This is a genomic window from Escherichia sp. E4930, assembly GCF_005845405.1.
Classification (GTDB): Bacteria; Pseudomonadota; Gammaproteobacteria; order Enterobacterales; family Enterobacteriaceae; genus Escherichia.
The window spans coordinates 153,073-173,523 of record NZ_VCDZ01000009.1; the positions used below are offsets into that span (position 1 = coordinate 153,073).

A 20,451-nucleotide genomic window follows, 5' to 3' on the forward strand; every position below is an offset into this window, starting at 1 on the left:
GAGAGAATTTTTGAGTTAATGAGCATTGAGAATATGTTATTAAATGTCAAATTGTTTGGTTTTGTCGATGATAATGAGTAAATCGCGCGAATTTTAATGATCAGTGTCAATCAATGTCAAATGGTTAACGGAGTAAAAGCGAAGAGGGTAAGGCGTTAATATTTATATGGTGGATGTTTTGAGAAAATAAATGTGATTTTTGTTGAGAAATACAAATAATTAAGCATTGATATATGAGTAATCATATTTAATATTTATATATAACGCTTTTATTACGCAACATATTTTCAGAATTTGACTTGCGACGCTTATGCAAGCAATCGGGCAACATGGAGCATGCAATGGTAAGAATGTTTGGTATTTGAAACAGGCTCCTGCATATGCCAGCAAGAGCCTGTAGAAATGTGGGAACAGTGGTTACATGGCGCTGAAGGGAACTTAAAACGCAGTCTTTGAGAACCCGGTCATCTCTTCCAGGCCCATTTCACGGCCCAGTGCGGTCATTGGGTGCACAACCACCAGTCCGCGAACACTCTTCTTCAGCTTGCCCATATCAGCTTGTTCTTTTTTGGTAATCGCGCGCTGGAACGGCATCTTCATCAGCTTTTGTGCTTCTTTACTGAGTTTCTGGCTATGAACTTCGCGCAGACGGGCAATTTCAGCTTCCAGCGTGGCTTTCTCTTTTTCCAGCTCGGCATATTTGTCTGCGGCTTCAACCAGCGACAGGTCAGCCTGCTGGTGGCGGATGGCGTCCAGACGATCGCTGAGACGTTTGATTTCGTTTTTTTCGACTTCTTTCATGTGATGGCTTCTGATAAAGATAAATTTATAGTCCCTAGTATGCGCGACGGGGTGCTTTGTTCACAACTGATGGTGTTGTAATAGTTTTGTTGGGCAACAAATCTTGTGTTCGTAAATTTCATAATTTATTGATTAATAAGAGTATTCTTTGTTGTTGGGGGAGGGCGTTGTGGATTTCGCACGTTTTCCTTAATGTCATTCAGTTCGGGATCTAAACTAAAATTGGCGGCCGCGCATTCCCGGCGCGGGGTAATACGGAGATATTATGATGGGCAAAATAGGTGAAAACGTTCCGCTTTTTATCGATAAAGCCGTAGATTTCATGGCATCAAGTCAGGCGTTTCGGGAGTATCTGAATAAACTTCCCCCTCGTAACGCGATTCCGTCCGATATACCTGAGGAAAGCGTGCCGTTATATCTCCAGCGTCTGGAATATTATCGCCGACTTTATCAGCCGAAGCAGGTTGAGAAGCAGTAATCACTTACTTTTGAAAGGCTTTTTTTAAGCTGATTTTGGAAATCAGCTCTGTCAGTGAAAGGACCATTGTTGAACGCACAGCTTGTTGGTAACGCTGAATTTGCATCGCATACAAACTGGAATCCGTTGGTTCAAATTGTGGCGGCGGTGGGATCGCCGCCACGCAGTGCAGCTCGCCAAATGGCCCAATAATTTCATCATCGGTAAAGGCGTATTCGTTACCGTCGTGGTTCAGCTCTTCACGCAGCGCCATCAAGAGTTCCGCATCTTCATATTCGTTGCGGCTAATCACGCCAAGCCCATAAATCAGCTTTAAGCGCACGGAAAGGTCGCCCAGCGGACCATCGCCGTCGAGTAACGGTTCTACAGCATACTTCACCGCGTAATCGTCTTTGCGGAATACCTGAAGCACCAGAAGATTCACCGCCTCGGTCAGGAGATCAACGGCGGTGATCAAAAAGCTTCGCACGGTTTTGCCAGCATTCAGACGCTCAAGCACACGGTTTTCAAAGGCCTGGGTTTGTTCCATTGTTGCCTGCATATCTGACAATCTGTTGTTCAGGCGCAGGGTTTTCTGCGCCTGGTCTACCATTATTTTGCGTTATAAGCCGTGACTGCTTCGGCGACTACCTCGCTGTTAGCATCAAGCCCAGAAATTTGCGCCAGCGCTTCCTGCGGGCCTTTCTCGGTAATCAGTGCCGCCAGTTCCTGGGCCTGCGGATCATCTTCACTACGGAAATGCATCGCGGCGGCGATACCTTCAATCAGATTTTTGTGCGGCAAACCGTACTCCAGCGTACCCAACAGCGGTTTTACCAAACGATCGCCAGCGCTCAGTTTACGCAGCGGCTGACGCCCTACACGCTCCACATCATCCTTCAGATACGGATTTTCAAAACGACCGAGGATTTTCTGGATGTATGCTGCATGTTTGTCAGCATCAAAGCCATAGCGCTTGATCAGCACAGCGCCGCTTTCTTCCATCGCACCTTTTACCACTGCACGGATTTTCTCGTCGAGAATCGCATCACGAATGGTCTGATGGCCCGCCAGTTTTCCGAGGTACGCGGTTATAGCATGGCCCGTGTTCAGGGTGAAGAGTTTACGTTCGACAAATGCCATCAGGTTATCTGTTAATTCCATACCTGGGATATTCGGCAGTGTGCCTTTGAACTGGGTTTTATCGACAATCCATTCGCTGAAGGTTTCGACTGTCACTTCCAGCGGATCGTTAGTTGCAGAAGCGGAAGGCGGTACGATGCGGTCAACGGCGGAATCGACAAAGCCAACATGCTCTTCTACCCACGCTTTGGCGTCTTCCGGCAGGGCGTTCATCACATGGCCTTTCAGCTGCGTGGTGCCGCGTACCATGTTTTCACAGGCGATGATGTTCAGCGGGGATTCATTACCTTGCTCTTTACGTTTCACCAGCCCTTTAGCGATGGCAGGAGCTATACGTTCCAGCACGACCGGGCCAACGGCGGTAGTGACTAAATCAACCTGAGCAATCAGGTCAACGACATCATCACCAATGCTGCTGACGGCATTTACACCGGAAACGGTATCCACCTGCTCGGTTTCGCCGACCACATGAACCTGATAGCTATGACGGGCATTCAGGGCATCAAGCACCACCTGATTTACATCGGCAAACGTCAGTTGGATACCCGCGTCCGCCAGCAGTTTACCGATAAAGCCACGACCGATATTACCTGCGCCAAAATGTAATGCTTTCATAGTATTAACCTTCATCAATGTTTTTACCCGAGAGGCTGGGGTGAGGCATTTCCCTCACCCAAACCCTCTCCGTGAGGAGAGGGGCAGCGCCGGATGCGGCGTAAACGCCTTATCCGGCCTACAAGAACGTGCAAATTCAACAAACTGCGCCTTGTTTTGTAGGCCTGATAAGCGTAGCGCATCAGGCAATTAGCCCCACCGTCTCCATGTGGAGAGGGTGGGATTGGATTACTTACGACCTGCCAGCAGTTCCAGCACTTCATCCACGCTGGTGGTGTGTGCCAGACGCTCGATGACAGACTCATCATCCAGTGCATTGGTCAGGCTGGTGATAACCTGAATGTGCTCGTTGTTACGGGCTGCAATACCAATCACCAGACGGGCAATGTCATCTTCTTCTTCACCGAAGCGCACGCCTTCCGGGTACTGGCAGAACACCACGCCCGTTTTCAGCACGCGATCTTTCGCTTCAACCGTACCGTGCGGCACTGCGATAGACTCACCCAGATAAGTCGGGGTCAGTTTTTCACGGTCCAGCATCGCCTGTACGTATTCCGGCTCAACATAACCGCCTTTCACCAGCTGTTCGCCAGCAAAACGAATCGCTTCTTCTTTGGTTGCCGCTTTGCGACCGAGGAAGATGTTCTCTGCACCGAGCTTAAACAGGTTAGCGTTAGAATCGTCAAAGCTGTCTTTCAGGCTGTCTTTTACTTTTTCTTCGTTTTCAGTATGACGCTGGGCAGCAACCAGACGTTCAGTCAGGCTGGTGTACAGGCCGCTGTCGAGGAAGTTAGTCAGCGAAATATGCTGTGCCTGCGGAACCTGGCGCATAGCGCGTTCGGTCAGATCACGGTGAGTGATGACCAGGTCCACATCCGGCGGCAGGTTGTTGATCGCGCTGTTAGTAACAGAAATCTGCGACAGACCTGCATCCTGAATTTTCTTACGCAGAACGCCTGCGCCCATCGCACTGGAACCCATACCGGCGTCACAGGCAACGATGATTTTACGTACGTGGCTCAGGTCGTTAGTCACATCGCCAGCAGACAGCGGAGACGCGCCTTTAGACTCAGCTTTCATTTCCTGAACGCGACGTGCTGCAGCTTCAATATCATCTTCTTCTTTTACTTTGCTGGTTTTCAGCAAAATAGCAGAGACAACGAAGGACACTGCCATCGCCGCACACACACCCGCGATGTTAGCGAAGTAAGCACCTTTTGGCGTCATCGCCAGTACCGCGAGGATAGAACCCGGAGATGCCGGAGAAACCAGACCACCGCCCAGAATAGTCAGCGTGAACACGCCAGTCATACCGCCGAGGATAACGGCCAGAATCAGACGCGGATTCATCAACACATACGGGAAGTAAATTTCGTGGATACCACCCAGGAAGTGGATGATTGCCGCACCGCCCGCAGACTGTTTAGCGCTACCACGACCAAAGAACATGTACGCCAGCAGCACGCCCATACCTGGACCTGGGTTAGCTTCAATCAGGAAGAATATGGATTTACCCATCTCATGGGACTGCTGAATACCCAGCGGCGAGAAGATACCGTGGTTAATGGCGTTGTTGAGGAACAGGATTTTCGCTGGCTCAACAAAGATGGACGCCAGCGGCAGCATGTCATGGACAACCATGAAGTTAACGCCCGCAGCCAGCATTTTGGACAGGGCTTCAACCAGCGGACCAATCCCCATGAATGCCAGAATAGCGAGGATCATCCCCATGATACCGGCAGAGAAGTTGTTCACCAGCATCTCAAAACCGGATTTGATTTTACCGTCTACCCAGCGGTCGAAATGCTTAATGCACCAGCCACCCAGCGGACCTGCAATCATAGAACCGAGGAACATCGGCATATCTGCGCCGACGATAACGCCCATGGTGGTGATGGCACCGACTACGCCGCCACGTTCGCCGCCTACCAGCTTACCACCGGTATAACCGATCAGCAGCGGCAGGAGATAGGTGATCATCGGCCCGACCAGCTTCGCCAGCGTTTCGTTCGGTAACCACCCTGTTGGAATAAATAACGCGGTGATGATACCCCACGCGATAAACGCGCCGATATTCGGCATCACCATGTTGCTGAGGAAACGACCAAAGCTTTGCACTTTGATCTTAATATCGGATGACATAAAAACACCCCTTCTTATGTTTGCTGTCGCGCAGGCTGGAAGCCCGAGGTTTTTTGTTAATGTGGCGGCAGAGGTAGCCGGACCTTGTAGATACTGCGAAATCTGGCACTGAATCGGTTAACTGTCCAGTTGATGGCCTTTTGTGTGATGTTAGTCACATAAATATAGGGGGTAGAGAGGTAATTGACGTGATGTTCATCACAAAATGCTTGTGTAAAAAAGCAACAAGACGGTGATTTTCGCTAAAAATGGCATTTAAATGTGATTAATATCACATTTTTGTTTTGACGGTTTGTTGAATCTTTGTGATCTGAATCACAAGATATTTTCTTACGGCGTTCACCTGATGTGATCTACAGCATGTTATTTCTTAGTCATAAATTCGTTATGTAACTAAGCAACTCATCACATCTAAAAATTATTCTTCGGTGTTATGGCGAGAATCGCAAACCCGGATTATTGTCAAATAATCAGCCTGACTCCCCTCTGGCTGCCAGCCCATAACAACTCTGATAAGCGTGAATTCGAGGCAGCTATGTTTCTAAACTATTTCGCGTTGGGAGTGCTGATCTTCGTCTTTCTGGTGATTTTTTATGGAATCATCGCGATTCATGACATCCCTTATCTGATTGCCAAAAAGCGCAACCATCCCCATGCCGACGCTATTCATACGGCGGGCTGGGTGAGCCTGTTTACTCTGCACGTTATCTGGCCGTTCCTGTGGATCTGGGCGACGCTCTATCAACCGGAGCGTGGCTGGGGCATGCAGTCGCATGCTACGCCGCAAGAGAGGGGGCCTGACCCGGACATCGCTGCGCTTTCTGACCGTATCTCCCGGCTGGAACATCAACTCGCCGCCGAGAAAAAACCTGACTACTCCACGTTTCCGGAGATCTAATCATGGATCTGTTGATTGTCTTAACTTACGTGGCGCTGGCGTGGGCAGTATTTAAAATCTTCCGCATTCCGGTGAATCAGTGGACGCTGGCGACGGCGGCGCTCGGCGGTGTGTTTTTGGTGAGTGGTCTGATTTTGTTGATGAACTACAACCATCCTTACACTTTTACGGCGCAAAAGGCAGTGATAGCTATCCCCATTACGCCACAGGTGACGGGGATCGTGACTGAAGTCACCGATAAAAATAATCAGCTTATTCAGAAGGGCGAGGTGCTTTTTAAGCTCGACCCGGTACGTTACCAGGCGCGAGTAGACAGACTTCAGGCTGATCTGATGACGGCGACGCATAACATCAAAACGCTGCGGGCGCAGCTCACTGAAGCGCAGGCTAACACCACTCAGGTTTCAGCGGAGCGCGATCGGCTGTTTAAAAATTATCAACGCTACCTGAAAGGCAGCCAGGCGGCGGTGAATCCGTTCTCGGAACGTGATATCGACGATGCGCGGCAGAATTTTCTCGCGCAGGATGCGTTAGTGAAAGGCTCGGTGGCGGAGCAGGCGCAGATCCAGAGCCAGCTCGACAGCATGGTTAACGGCGAGCAATCGCAGATTGTGAGCTTAAGAGCGCAACTTACTGAAGCAAAATATAATCTTGAGCAGACAGTCATTCGCGCGCCAAGCAATGGCTACGTTACTCAGGTACTGATCCGCCCTGGTACATACGCAGCTGCCTTGCCGCTGCGTCCGGTGATGGTCTTCATCCCCGAGCAAAAACGGCAAATTGTCGCCCAATTTCGGCAAAACTCGCTGTTACGTCTGAAACCCGGCGATGATGCGGAAGTAGTGTTTAACGCACTACCTGGGCAGGTGTTCCACGGCAAACTGACCAGTATTTTACCTGTCGTGCCAGGCGGTTCGTATCAGGCGCAGGGGGTACTGCAATCATTAACGGTCGTGCCCGGCACGGACGGTGTGCTGGGAACCATTGAACTGGATCCTAACGATGATATCGATGCCTTACCCGACGGCATCTACGCCCAGGTGGCAGTTTACTCCGACCATTTCAGCCATGTTTCGGTGATGCGGAAGGTACTGCTAAGAATGACCAGTTGGATGCATTATCTTTATTTGGATCATTGAGACTTATATCACCTGTGTTTTGCGTGAGCCTGGGCCATACTGATATTTTTCCTCGCACAAAGGACTCGGCATGAAACTCGTCGGTAGCTACACCAGCCCGTTTGTACGCAAACTTTCTATTCTGTTGTTAGAAAAGGGCATAACTTTCGAATTTATTAATGAACTGCCCTATAACGCGGACAATGGCGTGGCGCAATTTAACCCGTTAGGGAAAGTGCCGGTGCTGGTGACCGAAGATGGCGAATGCTGGTTTGATTCGCCGATCATCGCTGAATATATTGAATTAATGAATGTCGCTCCGGCGATGTTGCCGCGCGATCCGCTGGAGTCGTTGCGGGTGCGCAAAATTGAGGCGCTGGCCGACGGCATTATGGATGCCGGGCTGGTGTCGGTGCGTGAACAGGCGCGTCCGGCGGCGCAGCAGTCTGAAGATGAATTGTTACGTCAGCGAGAGAAAATCAACCGCAGCCTGGATGTGCTGGAAGGATATCTGGTCGATGGCACGCTCAAAACCGATACGGTCAATCTGGCGACTATCGCCATTGCCTGCGCCGTTGGATATCTCAATTTCCGCCGCGTTGCGCCAGGCTGGTGTGTCGACCGCCCACACTTAGTCAAACTGGTCGAGAATCTCTTTAGCCGCGAAAGCTTCGCTCGCACCGAACCGCCAAAGGCTTGATGCGCGATATGTCCTCCTGACGCTTCTCACGTTACAATCCGTGGTTATGTTAAACGCCCTTCTCCGTGCGAGAGGGCCTTGATGAGCCTGGTTTCCTATGACAACCGAAACGCGTTCCCTCTATAGTCAGCTTCCAGCTATCGATCGCTTATTGCGTGATAGTTCTTTCCTTTCTTTGCGTGATACTTATGGCCATACCCGTGTCGTGGAGCTGCTGCGTCAGATGCTCGACGAAGCGCGGGAAATGATTCGTGACAGCCAGTCGCTGCCTGCATGGTGTGAAAACTGGGCGCAAGAGGTTGATGCTCGTCTGGCGAAAGAGGCGCAGAGCGCGCTGCGTCCGGTGATCAACCTGACGGGAACCGTGCTGCATACCAACCTTGGGCGAGCTTTACAGGCGGAAGCCGCGGTGGAAGCCGTTGCGCAGGCTATGCGTTCGCCAGTGACCCTCGAGTACGATCTGGATGACGCCGGACGCGGGCATCGCGATCGTGCGCTGGCGCAGTTGTTATGTCGCATCACCGGCGCAGAAGATGCCTGTATCGTCAATAACAATGCGGCGGCGGTGCTGCTGATGTTGGCAGCAACTGCCAGTGGTAAAGAAGTGGTGGTTTCTCGCGGCGAACTGGTGGAGATTGGCGGCGCGTTTCGTATTCCTGATGTCATGCGCCAGGCGGGCTGCACCCTACACGAAGTAGGGACCACCAACCGCACGCACGCGAATGATTATCGTCAGGCGGTGAATGAAAATACCGCACTGTTGATGAAAGTACATACCAGTAACTACAGCATTCAGGGGTTCACCAAAGCGATAGACGAAGCGGAACTGGTGGCGCTCGGCAAAGAACTGGATGTTCCCGTGGTGACTGATTTAGGCAGTGGTTCGCTGGTGGATCTCAGTCAGTATGGTTTGCCAAAAGAGCCGATGCCGCAGGAGTTGATTGCGGCGGGCGTCAGCCTGGTGAGCTTCTCCGGCGACAAGCTGTTAGGCGGGCCGCAGGCAGGGATTATCGTTGGTAAAAAAGAGATGATCGCGCGTTTGCAGAGTCACCCGCTGAAACGTGCATTACGTGCAGATAAAATGACTCTCGCGGCGCTGGAAGCCACGTTGCGTCTTTATTTACACCCTGAAGCACTGAGTGAAAAATTACCGACCCTGCGTCTGCTTACTCGCAGTGCAGAGGTCATTCAAATCCAGGCGCAACGGTTACAGGCACCCCTTGCCGCTCACTATGGCGCGGAGTTTGCGGTACAGGTTATGCCATGCCTTTCGCAGATTGGCAGTGGTTCGCTGCCGGTGGATCGTCTGCCGAGCGCGGCATTGACGTTTACGCCTCATGACGGACGCGGTAGCCACCTTGAGTCATTAGCTGCTCGCTGGCGTGAATTGCCGATTCCGGTGATTGGGCGCATTTACGACGGGCGTCTGTGGCTGGACCTACGCTGCCTCGAAGATGAGCAACGGTTTTTGGAGATGTTGTTGAAATGATTATTGCGACTGCCGGACACGTTGACCACGGCAAAACGACGTTATTACAGGCGATTACGGGCGTAAATGCTGACCGTCTGCCGGAAGAAAAGAAGCGTGGGATGACCATCGATCTCGGCTATGCCTACTGGCCGCAGCCAGATGGACGCGTGCCTGGTTTTATCGACGTTCCCGGTCATGAAAAGTTTCTTTCCAACATGCTGGCGGGCGTTGGTGGTATCGATCACGCGCTGTTGGTGGTGGCGTGCGATGACGGCGTGATGGCACAGACCCGTGAACATCTGGCGATTTTGCAGCTGACCGGTAACCCGATGCTGACAGTGGCACTGACCAAAGCCGATCGCGTGGACGAAGCGCGTGTTGATGAGGTTGAACGCCAGGTAAAGGAGGTGCTGCGGGAATACGGTTTTGCTGAGGCAAAATTGTTTATCACCGCAGCGACCGAAGGACGGGGAATTGATGCCCTGCGTGAACATCTGCTTCAGTTGCCGGAACGCGAACACGCCAGCCAACATAGTTTCCGCCTCGCTATCGACCGCGCATTTACCGTAAAAGGTGCCGGGCTGGTGGTCACCGGTACGGCGTTAAGCGGGGAAGTGAAGGTAGGCGATTCACTATGGCTGACGGGTGTAAATAAACCGATGCGCGTGCGTGCGCTGCATGCGCAAAACCAGCCAACAGAAACCGCCCATGCCGGGCAGCGTATCGCGCTTAACATCGCGGGTGATGCGGAAAAAGAACAGATTAACCGTGGCGACTGGCTGCTTGCCGATGTGCCGCCAGAGCCGTTCACACGGGTGATTGTCGACCTTCAAACTCATACACCGCTGACCCAGTGGCAGCCGCTGCATATTCACCACGCCGCCAGCCACGTTACGGGACGCGTTTCGCTGCTGGAAGATAACCTTGCCGAACTGGTGTTCGACACGCCGCTGTGGCTGGCGGATAACGATCGCCTGGTGCTGCGCGATATCTCTGCCCGCAACACGTTGGCGGGGGCGCGCGTGGTGATGCTTAACCCGCCGCGTCGGGGTAAACGTAAGCCGGAATATCTGCAATGGCTGGCGTCACTGGCACGCACACAAAGTGATGCCGACGCACTGACCGTTCATCTGGAGCGCGGTGCGGTTAACCTTGCCGATTTCGCCTGGGCGCGTCAGCTCAATGGTGAAGGGATGCGCGAATTACTGCAACAGCCGGGCTATATTCAGGCTGGTTACAGTTTGTTGAACGCTCCAGTTGCCGCCCGCTGGCAACGTAAAATTCTCGACACATTAGCAACTTATCATGAGCAACATCGCGATGAACCTGGTCCAGGACGCGAGCGTCTGCGGCGCATGGCGTTGCCGATGGAAGATGAAGCACTGGTGCTGTTGCTGATTGAAAAGATGCGCGAAAGCGGTGACATTCACAGCCATCATGGTTGGCTGCATCTGCCGGATCACAAAGCGGGATTTAGCGAAGAGCAGCAAGCCATCTGGCAAAAAGTGGAACCGCTGTTTGGCAACGAGCCGTGGTGGGTGCGTGACCTGGCAAAAGAGACGGGAACTGACGAACAGGCAATGCGCCTGACACTACGCCAGGCGGCGCAGCAGGGGATAATTACGGCGATCGTTAAAGATCGTTATTACCGTAACGATCGGATTGTCGAGTTTGCCAATATGATCCGCGATCTCGATCAGGAGAGTGGTTCAACCTGCGCGGCGGATTTCCGCGATCGCTTAGGTGTTGGTCGAAAACTGGCAATTCAAATTCTGGAATATTTTGACCGCATTGGTTTTACGCGTCGTCGGGGAAATGATCATTTATTGCGTGACGCATTATTATTTCCGGAAAAATAAGGAAATGATTAATTAAGTTTTAAAATAAATTAATACAAAATTCTTATGAATTTAAAAAAGCACATTGTTTAATGAATACAATGTGCTTTTTATTAGATTAATTTTGCCAAACAATAATACTGATCATATTTTCGAATGAAAATCCTCAGTAAGCTGCCCGCCCTTTTTTACACTTTCAGGAGTGTGTTATGGCAGCTTCAACCTTTTTTATTCCTTCTGTGAATGTCATCGGCGCTGATTCATTGGCTGATGCAATGAATATGATGGCAGAATATGGGTTTCGCCGTACATTGATTGTCACTGACAGTATGTTAACGAAATTAGGTATGGCGGGCGATGTGCAAAAAGCACTGGAAGAACGCAATATTTTTAGCGTTATTTATGATGGCACCCAACCTAACCCCACCACGGAAAACGTCGCCGCAGGTTTGAAATTACTTAAAGAAAATAATTGCGATAGCGTGATCTCCTTAGGCGGTGGTTCTCCACACGACTGCGCAAAAGGTATTGCGCTGGTGGCAGCCAACGGCGGTGACATCCGCGATTATGAAGGCGTTGACCGCTCTGCAAAACCGCAGCTGCCGATGATCGCCATCAATACCACGGCGGGTACGGCCTCTGAAATGACCCGTTTCTGCATCATCACTGACGAAGCGCGTCACATCAAAATGGCGATTGTGGATAAACATGTAACTCCGCTGCTTTCTGTCAATGACTCATCTCTGATGGTCGGTATGCCGAAGGCACTGACCGCCGCAACGGGTATGGATGCCTTAACGCACGCTATCGAAGCGTATGTTTCTATTGCCGCCACGCCGATCACTGACGCTTGTGCACTGAAAGCCGTGACCATGATTGCCGAAAACCTGCCGTTAGCCGTTGAAGATGGCAGTAATGCGAAAGCGCGTGAAGCAATGGCTTATGCCCAGTTCCTCGCCGGTATGGCGTTCAATAATGCTTCTCTGGGTTATGTTCATGCGATGGCGCACCAGCTAGGCGGTTTCTACAACCTGCCACACGGTGTATGTAACGCCGTTCTGCTGCCGCACGTTCAGGTATTCAATAGCAAAGTCGCTGCTGCACGTCTGCGTGACTGCGCCGCTGCAATGGGCGTGAACGTGACAGGTAAAAACGACGCGGAAGGTGCTGAAGCCTGCATTAACGCCATCCGTGAACTGGCGAAGAAAGTGGATATCCCGGCAGGCCTACGCGACCTGAACGTGAAAGAAGAAGATTTCGCGGTTCTGGCGACTAATGCCCTGAAAGATGCCTGTGGCTTTACTAACCCGATCCAGGCAACTCACGAAGAAATTGTGGCGATTTATCGCGCCGCAATGTAATCATCATTCTCCTGCGGCTGGCGTGTTGTCAGCCGCTATCTCAAAATTTGCGATTTTTGAGATAGTTTCTTTAGTCTGCTATACACTATCTCAATATTGCGCTTTTTTGAGATAAGTAAATGGCTATCAAATCACCTCCCAGACTGATTCCTTTATCACACTTATCGGGTGAGGAACTCCAGGCCCACTTGCGCTTTAACCGGGTTACCGATGAAAAAGGACGTTATCTGCCTTTTGATGAGTTGCAGTACCGCATCAAAAAAGGGGAAAACATTGAAGTGGCGTGGACGCTTACCCGACAGGCGCGCAACGCGGCGATCCAGCGAATCAATTATTGCAATGAAGCGGGTGAGCAGGCCGGATTCAACATTACGCCAGTGATTGGAGAAGCGTGCGAGCTTGTCGACAAACATGCAACCGCGCTGGCGCTGAAAGATCAGACTGAACGGTTACGCGGGGCGGGCGCCGAGTTAAGCCAGTTACGCCTGGAAGAGCCGATTACCAGTTCCCAACTGGAAGGTGCGAATACCACGACGCTGGTGGCGAGAAAAATGCTGGAAACAGGGCGGGCACCGCGCACTGAAGACGAGCATATGATTGCGGGAAATGCCCGGCTGATGGCGGAAATTCCGCAATTACTCACAGAACCGCTTACACCTGCGCTTATACGTCAGTTACATGCTATTGGTATGGGAGGAATAAATGACGCGAAATATCGTCCGAGTGAATTTCGTGAAACAGATGATGTCGTGATCGCCGATTATGACGGCAATATTGTGCACCAACCGCCCGCTGCGGCATTGTTGCCGGAACGACTGGAAAAAGTTTGCCGGTGGTTAAACAGCCATGAAGGGTATATTCATCCGCTGGTCCGCGCCTGCATTCTGCATTTTATGCTGGTCCATGAACATCCGTTTCGCGATGGCAACGGGCGCACCAGTCGGGCGCTGTTTTACTGGTATATGCTGAAATCGGGCTACGATGTCTTTAAATATATTTCCATCAGCCGTTTGCTTCATGTTGCACCAGTCAAATATGCCGCCAGCTACCAGTACACTGAATCAGATGGTATGGATCTGACTTATTTCCTTGAATATCAGGCGGGTGTCATTAAACGTGCTGTGCAAAACTGGCAGCAGCATATTGATGAAATTATGCAACGAAGCGCAAAACTTGACCGCCTATTGTTTAGTTCTGGTGTGCTTAGGCGACTGAATCCGCGTCAGGTGACGCTTCTGAATGTGATGCTCGCCAATCCGGGGAAAGAGTACACAGTTTCTGAAACCAGCGCGAGTCTGGGCGTCTCTGATAATACAGCGCGAACTGATTTACGGACGATTGTTAAAGAAGGATTTGCGCAAGAGAAGAAAATTAATGACCAGCAAGTAGTATACGTCGCACATTACCCGCTGTAGTCCTTGCCAGTAAATTCGTGATAGCCGTCGTAAAGCTGTTACCGACTGGCGAAGATTTCGCCAGTCACGTCTACCCTTGTTATACCTCACACCGCAAGGAGACGATCATGACCAACAATCCCCCTTCAGCACAGATTAAGCCCGGCGAGTATGGTTTCCCCCTCAAGTTAAAAGCCCGCTATGACAACTTTATTGGCGGCGAGTGGGTCGCGCCCGCCGATGGCGAGTATTACCAGAACCTGACGCCGGTAACCGGGCAGCTGCTGTGCGAAGTGGCGTCTTCGGGCAAACGAGATATCGATCTGGCGCTGGATGCTGCGCATAAAGTGAAAGATAAATGGGCGCATACCTCGGTGCAGGATCGCGCAGCGATTCTGTTCAAGATTGCCGATCGGATGGAGCAGAACCTCGAGCTGTTAGCGACGGCTGAAACCTGGGATAACGGCAAACCCATTCGCGAAACCAGTGCTGCCGATGTGCCGCTGGCGATTGACCATTTCCGCTATTTCGCCTCGTGTATTCGGGCGCAGGAAGGCGGGATCAGTGAAGTTGATAGCGAAACCGTGGCTTATCACTTCCACGAACCGTTAGGTGTGGTGGGGCAGATTATCCCGTGGAACTTCCCGCTGCTGATGGCGAGCTGGAAAATGGCTCCCGCGCTGGCGGCGGGCAACTGCGTGGTGCTGAAACCCGCACGACTTACCCCGCTTTCTGTACTGCTGCTAATGGAAATTGTCGGTGATTTACTGCCGCCGGGCGTGGTGAACGTGGTCAACGGTGCGGGCGGCGAAATTGGCGAATATCTGGCGACTTCAAAACGTATTGCCAAAGTGGCATTTACTGGCTCAACGGAAGTGGGTCAGCAGATTATGCAGTACGCCACGCAAAACATTATTCCAGTAACCCTGGAGCTGGGCGGCAAATCGCCAAATATCTTCTTTGCTGACGTGATGGATGAAGAAGATGCCTTTTTCGATAAGGCGCTGGAAGGCTTTGCATTGTTTGCTTTTAACCAGGGCGAAGTCTGTACCTGCCCAAGCCGTGCTTTAGTGCAGGAGTCTATCTACGAACGCTTCATGGAACGCGCCATCCGCCGTGTTGAAAGTATTCGTAGCGGTAACCCGCTCGACAGCGTGACGCAAATGGGCGCGCAGGTATCTCACGGGCAACTGGAAACCATCCTCAATTACATTGATATCGGTAAAAAAGAGGGCGCAGATGTGCTTACCGGCGGGCGGCGCAAGTTGCTGGAAGGCGAGCTGAAAGACGGTTACTACCTTGAACCGACTATTTTGTTTGGTCAGAACAATATGCGTGTTTTCCAGGAAGAAATATTTGGCCCGGTGCTGGCGGTAACCACCTTCAAAACGATGGACGAGGCGCTGGAGCTGGCGAACGACACACAATATGGCCTGGGCGCAGGCGTCTGGAGTCGTAACGGCAATCTGGCCTATAAGATGGGGCGCGGCATTCAGGCCGGACGCGTGTGGACCAACTGTTATCACGCTTACCCGGCACACGCAGCGTTTGGCGGCTACAAACAGTCGGGCATCGGACGCGAAACCCATAAGATGATGCTGGAGCATTATCAGCAAACCAAGTGTCTGCTGGTGAGCTACTCGGATAAACCGTTGGGGCTGTTCTGATGTAAGAAGCGGGTCGCATTGGGTATTCATTGCCTGATGCGACGCTTGCGCGTCTTATCATGCCTACGGGGGGTATATGTTTACACCTGACCGTAGGCCGGATAAGGCGTACACGCCGCATCCGGCATAAACAAAGCGCACGTTGTTACAATTTACGTTTTAAACCTACGTGCGCAATAACCCAGACTACGCCAACAGAAGTGCGTTTCTGGGGCGTGTTTTGCCAGGAGTTTAATCTCGCGTTTCGATGGTGAGCGGGTGAACCAGGCCGTAAATCACCATTGGTGTTCCGAGACCAATCAATAATAAACGGTAGATAATTGAAGGTTTAATACGCTTAATCTGTACTGTGGATGTTTTACTGGAGTTATTCATTAGTCGGGCCAATAGTTCCATTATTTCAATATGATAAGCCTCGTTCTGTTGAAAAACCAGACAGCACATTTCAGAAAGTATATAAAAAACAATATGTCGTTATATAAATAAGCAAATTGCACCTCAGAAAAACGCTCCTTATTATACGGTAATTATTTTTATATTCTCTGAGGAAAATATGTTCCTGGATTATTTTGCACTGGGAGTGCTTATTTTTGTATTTCTGGTGATCTTCTATGGGATCATTATTTTACATGATATTCCCTACCTTATTGCCAAAAAACGTAATCATCCTCATGCCGACGCCATTCATGTTGCTGGTTGGGTGAGTCTTTTTACGCTGCACGTTATCTGGCCCTTTTTGTGGATTTGGGCCACGCTTTACCGCCCGGAGCGGGGATGGGGAATGCAAAGCCATGATTCATCCGTTATGCAACTGCAACAGCGCATTGCCGGGCTGGAGAAACAGCTCGCCGACATGAAAGCTCCTTCTACCGAGTAATATTTATGGATTTACTGATTATTTTGACCTATGTGGCTTTCGCATGGGCAATGTTTAAGATTTTTAAAATCCCCGTGAATAAATGGACCATCCCTACAGCGGCACTGGGCGGCATATTTATTGTCAGCGGCTTAATTCTATTAATGAACTATAACCATCCATACACCTTTAAAGCGCAAAAAGCGGTTATTTCCATTCCGGTTGTTCCGCAGGTGACGGGGGTAGTAATTGAAGTGACGGACAAGAAAAATACGCTGATTAAAAAAGGTGAGGTGCTGTTCCGACTGGACCCGACGCGTTATCAGGCACGGGTAGATCGGCTGATGGCGGATATCGTCACCGCAGAACATAAGCAGCGGGCATTGGGCGCAGAGTTAGATGAGATGGCGGCGAATACCCAGCAGGCAAAGGTCACGCGGGATAAATTCGCTAAAGAGTATCAGCGTTACGCACGCGGCAGCCAGGCGAAAGTAAACCCGTTTTCAGAACGGGATATCGATGTGGCGCGGCAAAATTATCTGGCGCAGGAAGCTCAGTGAAGTCTTCGGCGGCGGAACAAAAACAGATCCAGAGCCAACTGGATAGCCTGGTGTTGGGTGAACATTCACAAATCGCCAGCCTGAAAGCGCAGCTTGCGGAAGCAAAATATAACCTTGAGCAGACGGTAGTGCGTGCGCCGAGCGACGGTTACGTGACTCAGGTACTGATTCGTCCAGGAACGTATGCCGCGTCTCTGCCGCTGCGTCCGGTAATGGTGTTTATACCCGATCAGAAACGACAAATTGTGGCGCAGTTCCGTCAGAACTCCTTGCTGCGACTGGCTCCCGGCGATGATGCGGAAGTGGTGTTTAATGCCCTGCCAGGTAAGGTATTCAGCGGTAAACTGGCAGCCATCAGTCCAGCTGTTCCCGGCGGGGCTTATCAGTCGACCGGCACCTTACAGTCGTTAAACACAGCGCCGGGTTCAGATGGCGTTATCGCGACTATTGAGCTGGATGAGCATACTGATTTGAGCGCTTTACCAGACGGTATTTACGCCCAGGTGGCGGTCTACTCTGATCATTTCAGCCATGTTTCGGTTATGCGCAAAGTGCTGTTACGCATGACCAGTTGGGTGCATTACCTTTATCTCGACCATTAATCTTTGTTTTCCGCCGCTTGTTCAGGCCGCAGTTGCTGCGACTGAGCAAGCTGGTGGCGAATTTCACGCAGCATTTCATCCAGCACATACTGGACCCGCCAGGGCTGGTATTCCCGTTTACGGAAGATAGCCACCAGATCCAGCCACCATTCATACGGTTGCTGAAAGCAGGGGATCAGCGTGCCGTCTTGCAGGTCGCTCTGCACACTTTTGTCTGGCGCAAACACAATCCCCAGGTGATTTCGCGCCAGCTCCAGCGCCGACTGAGTATTGTCACAGACGTAATTTCCCTTAACACGATAATCACGTACTTCTTTACTTCCGGCGACGTTGAAGCGCCAGATATTCGCGTCATCGATCATCATCGAGTCGATCAAAATACATGAGTGATGTTCAAGTTCGTCTGGTCGGCTAATGGGGTGTTTTCCAAGATAAGTTTGGCTGGCATAGGCGGTTACTGCATATTGCGTAATAAAACTGGCAACCAGCGATTCATCTTTTGGTGGCGCGTAGCTGATTAAAACATCACAATCATCAGGAAATTCGACGCCTTCATAAAAGGCATTACGCTCAAGATTGCAGGTTTTTAGCGATAAGGTGATTTCACCGATATCTTTAATTTTGTCGATAACGTGTTTGGATAAATAGGTAATAATGCCAGTTGGTGCGTAGATGGTAACCCGACCACGTTTCTCATGCTTATAATCTGCAATAAAATTATTAAGCTGCTCGTTTCTGTCGAGCATATCATTAATGTACGGTAATAGCGCGGTGCCAAAAGGCGTCAGCATCAATTGCCGTGTGGTTCTGTCAAAGACTTTTAAACCCACTTTTGATTCAAAATCAGCAAGATATTTACTGACATTGGCCTGCGCGATGCCAAGCACGGTAGCTGCATGGCTGATATTTTCACTGGCAGCGATTACCGAGATAATTTTTAACTCCCGGTACTTGAGTTGTAATTTTGTCATCGCAACAGTCCAATTTATATATGATTTTATATATTACTATATAAATATGAATCTTGCACCGGAGAAATTGTAAGCATTACTATGCCGACTCTTTTTTATCTTAATTTAAAATGGAATGTCGGACATGTTAATTAACCGCAATATTGTGGCGTTATTTTTTATGCCTTTTATGGCAAGTGCAACTGCTGCAGAATTATCCGTTGGTGCTGGTGCAGTTTATAATGAATCGCCTTATCGCGGTTATAATGAAAATACCAAAGCAATTCCGCTGATCAGTTATGAGGGCGATTCTTTTTATGTCCGCCAGACGACGTTAGGTTTTATTCTGTCGCAAAGTGAAAAAAATGAACTTAGCCTGACCGCATCCTGGATGCCGCTGGAATTTGATCCTGCCGATAATGACGACCATGCTATGCAACAACTCGATAAGCGTGACAGTACGGCAATGGCGGGAGTTGCCTGGTATCACCATGAGCGTTGGGGGACCGTGAAAGCTTCTGCGGCGGCTGATGTTCTGGATAACAGTAACGGTTGGGTAGGTGAGTTATCGTTATTCCACAAAATGCAGATAGGTCGCCTGTCGCTGACACCTGCTCTTGGCGTTCTCTATTATGACGAGAATTTCAGTGACTATTACTATGGCATTTCAGAGAGCGAGTCTCGTCGCAGCGGTCTGGCGAGTTATACCGCGCAAGATGCCTGGGTGCCTTATGTCAGCCTGACGGCAAAGTACCCCATCGGAGAACACGTCGTATTAATGGCGAGTGCCGGATACAGTGAGCTGCCAGAAGAGATTACTAACAGCCCAATGATTGACCGTAATGAAAGTTTTACTTTTGTCACCGGCGTGAGCTGGCGTTTTTAATTGACTGGGTAGAAAAACTGACCGGAATCATCTCGGGTATTCCCCTATGAAAAGTGCGGCATTGATAATCATTTTCAATATCATTTAATTAACTATAATGAACCAACTGCTTACGCGGCATTAACAATCGGCCGCCCGACAATACTGGAGATGAATATGAGCTATACCCTGCCATCCCTGCCGTATGCTTACGATGCCCTGGAACCGCACTTCGATAAGCAGACCATGGAAATCCACCACACCAAACACCATCAGGCCTACGTCAACAACGCCAATGCGGCGCTGGAAAGCCTGCCAGAATTCGCCAACCTGCCGGTTGAAGAGCTGATCACCAAACTGGACCAGCTGCCAGCAGACAAAAAAACCGTTCTGCGCAACAACGCTGGCGGTCACGCTAACCACAGTCTGTTCTGGAAAGGTCTGAAAAAAGGCACCACCCTGCAGGGCGATCTGAAAGCGGCTATCGAACGTGATTTCGGTTCCGTTGATAACTTCAAAGCAGAATTTGAAAAAGCGGCAGCTTCCCGCTTTGGTTCCGGCTGGGCATGGCTGGTGCTGAAAGGCGATAAACTGGCGGTGGTTTCTACTGCTAACCAGGACTCCCCGCTGATGGGCGAAGCCATTTCTGGCGCTTCCGGCTTCCCGATTGTGGGCCTGGATGTGTGGGAACACGCTTACTACCTGAAATTCCAGAACCGTCGTCCGGACTACATCAAAGAGTTCTGGAACGTGGTGAACTGGGATGAAGCTGCGGCACGTTTCGCGGCGAAAAAATAATCGCATCTTGTCTGCTGTAATGAGGCGTTGACGCCTCGTGTCAGCATAAAAAACAAACCATCGTGCATAACGGTGGTTTTTTTGTGATCAATTTCAAAAGAAAAACAATGATCCTATAAAATTAAAACGATGTTTCAATTGGTGTGGTGTTGATCACTTTTATTGCCATGATGAATGTCTATCTTCGTTTCCATCAACACTGATGCTCCGTTAAG

Annotated in this window: 17 protein-coding genes and 1 pseudogene; 13 read left to right on the forward strand and 5 right to left on the reverse strand. The window is 50.4% G+C overall.

Annotated elements, in window-relative coordinates:
• Positions 1 to 438 precede the first annotated feature (438 nt).
• Positions 439 to 801 (reverse strand): YibL family ribosome-associated protein, encoded by a 363-nt coding sequence (locus tag FFT88_RS13470; protein ID WP_000665676.1) that lies wholly within the window; start codon positions 799 to 801, stop codon positions 439 to 441.
• Between the two features lie 268 nt (positions 802 to 1,069).
• On the opposite strand from FFT88_RS13470, the gene yibT reads away from it, so the two are divergent.
• Complete coding sequence (yibT, locus tag FFT88_RS13475) at positions 1,070 to 1,279, forward strand: protein YibT (protein ID WP_130215337.1); 210 nt, start codon at positions 1,070 to 1,072, stop codon at positions 1,277 to 1,279.
• A gap of 4 nt (positions 1,280 to 1,283) precedes the next feature.
• On the opposite strand, the gene mtlR is transcribed toward yibT, so the two are convergent.
• From mtlR to mtlA, 3 genes are all read right to left on the reverse strand, one after another.
• Positions 1,284 to 1,871 (reverse strand): mannitol operon repressor MtlR, encoded by a 588-nt coding sequence (mtlR, locus tag FFT88_RS13480; RefSeq protein ID WP_130206672.1) that lies wholly within the window; start codon positions 1,869 to 1,871, stop codon positions 1,284 to 1,286.
• The gene (gene mtlD, locus FFT88_RS13485) at positions 1,871 to 3,016 is read right to left on the reverse strand and encodes a mannitol-1-phosphate 5-dehydrogenase (RefSeq protein WP_130206670.1); all 1,146 of its coding nucleotides are present in this window, start codon (positions 3,014 to 3,016) and stop codon (positions 1,871 to 1,873) included. The genes mtlR and mtlD overlap by 1 nt, the downstream gene beginning before the upstream one ends.
• A gap of 228 nt (positions 3,017 to 3,244) precedes the next feature.
• Positions 3,245 to 5,158, reverse strand: coding sequence for a PTS mannitol transporter subunit IICBA (gene mtlA, locus FFT88_RS13490; RefSeq protein WP_135403692.1), 1,914 nt, complete (start codon positions 5,156 to 5,158; stop codon positions 3,245 to 3,247).
• A 535-nt stretch (positions 5,159 to 5,693) separates the two neighbouring features.
• Here mtlA and FFT88_RS13495 point away from each other — a divergent pair.
• From FFT88_RS13495 to FFT88_RS25285, 10 genes and pseudogenes are all read left to right on the forward strand, one after another.
• The gene (locus FFT88_RS13495) at positions 5,694 to 6,056 is read left to right on the forward strand and encodes a DUF3302 domain-containing protein (protein WP_135403691.1); all 363 of its coding nucleotides are present in this window, start codon (positions 5,694 to 5,696) and stop codon (positions 6,054 to 6,056) included.
• A 2-nt stretch (positions 6,057 to 6,058) separates the two neighbouring features.
• The gene (locus FFT88_RS13500) at positions 6,059 to 7,195 is read left to right on the forward strand and encodes an HlyD family secretion protein (protein WP_000364939.1); all 1,137 of its coding nucleotides are present in this window, start codon (positions 6,059 to 6,061) and stop codon (positions 7,193 to 7,195) included.
• Between the two features lie 70 nt (positions 7,196 to 7,265).
• Positions 7,266 to 7,874 carry a glutathione S-transferase gene (locus FFT88_RS13505; protein WP_135385259.1) on the forward strand — a complete coding sequence of 203 codons (609 nt, stop codon included), beginning with the start codon at positions 7,266 to 7,268 and terminating at the stop codon, positions 7,872 to 7,874.
• Positions 7,875 to 7,971: 97 nt separating this feature from the next.
• A complete protein-coding gene (gene selA / locus FFT88_RS13510) occupies positions 7,972 to 9,363 on the forward strand; it encodes an L-seryl-tRNA(Sec) selenium transferase (protein WP_135403690.1) in 1,392 nt (463 codons plus the stop codon).
• On the forward strand, positions 9,360 to 11,204 hold the full coding sequence (gene selB, locus FFT88_RS13515; RefSeq protein ID WP_135403689.1) for a selenocysteine-specific translation elongation factor: 1,845 nt from the start codon (positions 9,360 to 9,362) through the stop codon (positions 11,202 to 11,204). The genes selA and selB overlap by 4 nt, the downstream gene beginning before the upstream one ends.
• Before the next feature lie 188 nt (positions 11,205 to 11,392).
• Positions 11,393 to 12,544: an L-threonine dehydrogenase gene (gene yiaY, locus FFT88_RS13520; RefSeq protein ID WP_135403688.1), complete on the forward strand. Its 1,152-nt coding sequence runs from the start codon at positions 11,393 to 11,395 to the stop codon at positions 12,542 to 12,544.
• Between the two features lie 119 nt (positions 12,545 to 12,663).
• A complete protein-coding gene (locus FFT88_RS13525) occupies positions 12,664 to 13,959 on the forward strand; it encodes a Fic family protein (RefSeq protein WP_135403687.1) in 1,296 nt (431 codons plus the stop codon).
• 107 nt (positions 13,960 to 14,066) lie between these two features.
• On the forward strand, positions 14,067 to 15,605 hold the full coding sequence (aldB, locus tag FFT88_RS13530) for an aldehyde dehydrogenase AldB (protein ID WP_000183976.1): 1,539 nt from the start codon (positions 14,067 to 14,069) through the stop codon (positions 15,603 to 15,605).
• Positions 15,606 to 16,158: 553 nt separating this feature from the next.
• Positions 16,159 to 16,482: a DUF3302 domain-containing protein gene (locus FFT88_RS13540; protein ID WP_130258353.1), complete on the forward strand. Its 324-nt coding sequence runs from the start codon at positions 16,159 to 16,161 to the stop codon at positions 16,480 to 16,482.
• A 5-nt stretch (positions 16,483 to 16,487) separates the two neighbouring features.
• Positions 16,488 to 17,623, forward strand: a pseudogene (locus tag FFT88_RS25285) (HlyD family secretion protein).
• Here the strand turns inward: FFT88_RS25285 and FFT88_RS13555 are convergent.
• Entirely contained in the window at positions 17,620 to 18,594 is a 975-nt protein-coding gene (locus FFT88_RS13555) for a LysR family transcriptional regulator (protein WP_135403684.1), read from the reverse strand. The pseudogene FFT88_RS25285 and the gene FFT88_RS13555 overlap by 4 nt on opposite strands.
• A gap of 124 nt (positions 18,595 to 18,718) precedes the next feature.
• On the opposite strand from FFT88_RS13555, the gene FFT88_RS13560 reads away from it, so the two are divergent.
• Positions 18,719 to 19,459 carry a MipA/OmpV family protein gene (locus FFT88_RS13560; protein ID WP_130206640.1) on the forward strand — a complete coding sequence of 247 codons (741 nt, stop codon included), beginning with the start codon at positions 18,719 to 18,721 and terminating at the stop codon, positions 19,457 to 19,459.
• A 156-nt stretch (positions 19,460 to 19,615) separates the two neighbouring features.
• Positions 19,616 to 20,236 carry a superoxide dismutase [Mn] gene (gene sodA, locus FFT88_RS13565; protein WP_135403683.1) on the forward strand — a complete coding sequence of 207 codons (621 nt, stop codon included), beginning with the start codon at positions 19,616 to 19,618 and terminating at the stop codon, positions 20,234 to 20,236.
• The last annotated feature ends 215 nt before the right edge of the window (positions 20,237 to 20,451 follow it).